Raw genomic sequence first — 3,967 nt, forward strand, 5'->3', positions numbered from 1 at the left:
TGGCCACGCAGGTGAGCGATGCGGACGGGCTGCCAGCCAACGGCGTGCTGGCCATCGCGCGCAGCCGTGTGGCGTCCAACGTGCTGTGGCTGGGCACCAGCTTCGGCGTCGGTGTGGTGGATCTTGCTCGCGCCACCCAGTTGCCGCCGGCGCGGTTGACCATGCGGGTGCTGTCGGAAGCGCAGCGTCGTCTGGTGGGGCAGGGCGATGCGTTGAGTGTCGGCGAGAACGATCTGTACGTCGATCCCGTGTTGCTCACCTTTCACCGGGAGGAGCTCACCCGGTTCCGGGTGCGGTTGCGTGGCGAGGCCGAGTGGCCATCGCCGACGGCCGCTGTGCGGAATGATCCGCGGGACGGCGAATGGCTGGAGGTGCCCAACCGCTATTACGACGATCTCGCGCCCGGCAGCTATGAGGTGACGGTGTGGGCGTACGACTGGGCAGGACGTGAGTATGGGCCGGTGCAGCGCAGCTTCTCGGTGCTCACGCCGACCTGGCAGACGTGGCCGGCGCGCATCATCTACGTGCTATGCGGCGTGTTGCTGCTTACCGTGGCATATCGCTGGCGCGTGCGGACCATTCGGGAGAGTACGCGGCAGCTGCTGGCGAGCGAGCGGCGCGCGAGTGACAGCGAGGGACGGTTTCGCGCCATTTTCGAACAGGCGCTCGATGGTCACCTGCTGCTCGAAAACGGCAAGATCCAGGCGGGGAACGCTGAGTCCGCACGATTGTTCGGGGTGACGGCCCCGGAGGCGCTGGAAGGGCGCACGTTGGGCGAACTGCTGGGCGCCGACGCGGAAAGGCCCGGCGCCTCGGTCGCCGGGGAGGCCATGGTCCCGACGGCGCGAGGTCAGGTACCGGTGCAGTACACCATCATCGAAGTGCCGTCGGCTGACCGCGTGCTGCGTCATGCCGTGGTGCGCGACCTCACGGAGGTGCGCAAGGCGGAAGCGGAGCGCGCCTGGTTCCAGGCGCAGGTGCGCGAGGCGCAGAAGCTCGAGAGCCTCGGCACGCTGGCCGGCGGGGTAGCGCACGACTTCAACAATCTGCTGGGCGTGATTCGTGGCAACGCCGAACTGGGGCGCACGGCGCTCAAGCGCGGCCGCAGTAACGACGACAACCTTGGCGCCATCCTCGATGCGTCTGATCGTGCGCGCGACATCGTGCGTCAGATCCTCACCTTTTCGCGGCGGTCCACGCCCACGCGCGAGTACGTGAATCTGTCGCGGCTGGTGCTCGACCTGCAGCCGCTGTTGCGGCGCATGATTCCGCGCACGGTGCAGCTGGTGATCGAAGGCGCCGAAGCGTCGCACCTCATCATGGGCGACCCCACCCAGTTGCAGCAGCTGCTGCTCAATCTGGTGTCGAACGCCGAGTATGCGATGCGCCAATCGACCAACGGACTCCTCACGATCGCGATTGCGTCGCGCATGGTGCCCGAGGGACAGCCGGCGCCCACGGGGATGAACGTCGTGCTGCAGGTGCGGGACACCGGGGCGGGCATGACGGAGGAAGTGCGGACCCGCATCTTCGAGCCGTTCTTCACCACCAAGCCTACCGGCGAAGGCACCGGGTTGGGCATGGCCGTGGTGCACGGCATCGTCACATCACACGAGGCGCGCGCCGATGTGCTGAGTGCGCTGGGGCAGGGGACGACATTCGAGATCCGTTTCCCGCAGGCGGTCATCGCCGGGCTGTGGGACGAGGAGCTCGATCCCACCGCGCTGCTGGACGACGAGGTGGAGGACACACCGGATACGCCCGGGGTGGTGGAGCGGCCGAACGAGAGCGACGATACGATCGACGTGTTGGAGGACAGCCCGTATGCGGGGACGACGATCGTCGTGGTGGACGACGAGCCCGCCGTGGCGCGCGTGGTGGAGCGGGCGTTGCAGCATTACGGCCATATCGTGCACGTGTTCAACAATCCGGAGCTGGCGCTGCAGTTCATCCAGCAGCAGCCGTCGGCGGTGGATTTGCTCATCACCGACCAGATGATGCCGGGGATGACGGGCGATCTGCTGGCCGAGAGTGCGCATACCCTGCGCGCCGATCTGCCGGTACTCATTCTCACCGGATTCAGTCATCGACTTACCCCCGAGCGCATTGCGGCAGCGCGGGCGCATGCGGTGATGCTGAAGCCGGTGGAGCTGGATGAGCTGAAGCGGCGGGTGGACGAGGCGCTGGCGAAGACGTTGCGGCGGTGAGCGGGGGATTCGGGGGGATTGTGGCGGCGGGGGCTGGTCCGCGGGGCGACCGCCGGTTACAATGCGAGTCTGTTCACGGAGCGGCTGGCGACAGCGGCGCTGTGACGGGACGTAGCGCAGCCCGGTAGCGCACCTGAATGGGGTTCAGGGGGTCGCGGGTTCGAATCCCGCCGTCCCGACTTGGTAAGCGAAAGCCTCGCAACGACTTTGGTCGTCGCGAGGCTTTTGTGTTGCGACAGCCGGATGCGCTCACCCCGCCGTCGCCAACTCGCCCAGGAGTTCGTCGCGGAAGCGGTGGTAGTCCACCTCCGTGGAATGGCGCGGCACCTTGTCCATCGCGTAGTGCGGATGCGCGACTTCGTGGGCGATGCGTGCTGCCAGATCCGCCGGACGACGGTAGCGCCCCGTGATCTCCGCGCACGCGAGCTTCGCCTGATGATCGGCCAGCGGCCAGATGCACCCGAGCGGCTGGAAGAGGCCGATGAAGTACAGCGTCGGTACGTCGGGGTGCAGCATCTTGCGATAGAGCGGCACCTCCGTCGCCTCCGAGAGGTCGAGAAACCCGGGCTCGAAGAAGGGGAACGTGATCTTGAACCCCGTCGCCGCCACCACCGTGTCGTAGGTGCCCTGCGTGCCGTCGCTGAAGTGCACCGTGTGCCCGTCGAAACGTGACACACCGGGGCGCACCACCACGCGGCCGTGACGGATGAGATCGAGCAGGTCGGAGTTGAGCGTGGGATGCTGCGACAGTACCGGGTTGGTGTTCTCCGGCAGGCCGAGGGCGGCGTACGGGCCCTGCAGCAGGCGGAGGAGGCGCGTGAGCCCCCATTGGCGCAGCCCCTGCGGTACCCAGCGCTGACGCGCGGCGATCACGTCGGCCGGGAGGCCGAAGAGATACTTGGGCACGAACCACTGCGGGGAACGCACGGCCATGTGCACGTCGCGCGCCACGCGTGAGGTTTCCACCGCCACGTCGGCCGCGGAGTTGCCGGCGCCGATCACGAGCACACGCTGATCACGCCACGTGTCGTCGGCGCGCTTGAAGTCGCGGCTGTGCAGGTAGCGCCCCGCAATGTGGCCGGGAATCTCCGGCCACCGCGGATTCCAGTGATGGCCGTTGGCCACCATGAGGTGGGTGAACTGCGCCGCCTCCTCACCATCAGGGCCGCGCACGGTGAGCACCCAGCTGCCGTTGGCCTCGCGCCGCGCCTGTTGCACCGTATGCCCGAACTTCACCTGCGACAGCACACCGAAATGCCGCGCGTAGTCCTCGAAGTATGCCTGCACCTGCCGATGACTCGGGTAGTCGGGATACGACGCCGGCATCGGGAAGTCCTCGTACGACGACAGCGTCTTCGACGAGATGATGTGCGTGTTCTCGTAGACGCTGGAGTGCCCGGTGGCGTCGTCGAAGACCCAGTTGCCTCCCACCTTGTCGCCACGCTCGTAGAGCGTGAAGGGGATGCCGGCCTGCTGGCAGTTCTTGGCCGCCGTGATCCCCGAGGGGCCGGCGCCGATGATCGCGACGTGCATGGGCGGGAAGGTAGGGCGGCTGGCGTGTGGCCACCAGTGCGACGGTTGGACGCCCCGACGCACGTGGGGGGAAACGCGTGAGCACGGAGCTCGCCGAGGGTGGTGAGGGCACAGAGGATGCCCGGCCAACTTAGGACACTTCAATGATTTCTAAGCGCAGTTCTCGGTGTCCTCACCAAGCTCGGTGATCTCCGTGAGCACGCGTTCCAAATCACACTCGCCGATCT

The 3,967-nt window shown here is 67.1% G+C and carries 2 protein-coding genes and 1 tRNA gene; 2 read left to right on the plus strand and 1 reads right to left on the minus strand.

Translation table 11 applies throughout. The features are described from left to right. Both ACIQ6O_RS13945 and ACIQ6O_RS13950 read left to right on the plus strand, forming a co-directional pair. Positions 1-2,207 (plus strand): ATP-binding protein (locus tag ACIQ6O_RS13945; protein WP_396208390.1); only part of this gene is annotated, 2,207 nt, incomplete at its 5' end. Between the two features lie 105 nt (positions 2,208-2,312). Next, positions 2,313-2,386 (plus strand) — tRNA-Pro (locus ACIQ6O_RS13950). A 70-nt stretch (positions 2,387-2,456) separates the two neighbouring features. Here ACIQ6O_RS13950 and ACIQ6O_RS13955 read toward each other — a convergent pair. Next, the gene (locus ACIQ6O_RS13955; protein WP_396208391.1) at positions 2,457-3,740 is read right to left on the minus strand and encodes a flavin-containing monooxygenase; all 1,284 of its coding nucleotides are present in this window, start codon (positions 3,738-3,740) and stop codon (positions 2,457-2,459) included. Positions 3,741-3,967: the final 227 nt, after the last annotated feature.

The organism is Gemmatimonas sp., from assembly GCF_044345575.1.
In the GTDB taxonomy this organism is placed as follows: domain Bacteria; phylum Gemmatimonadota; class Gemmatimonadetes; order Gemmatimonadales; family Gemmatimonadaceae; genus Gemmatimonas.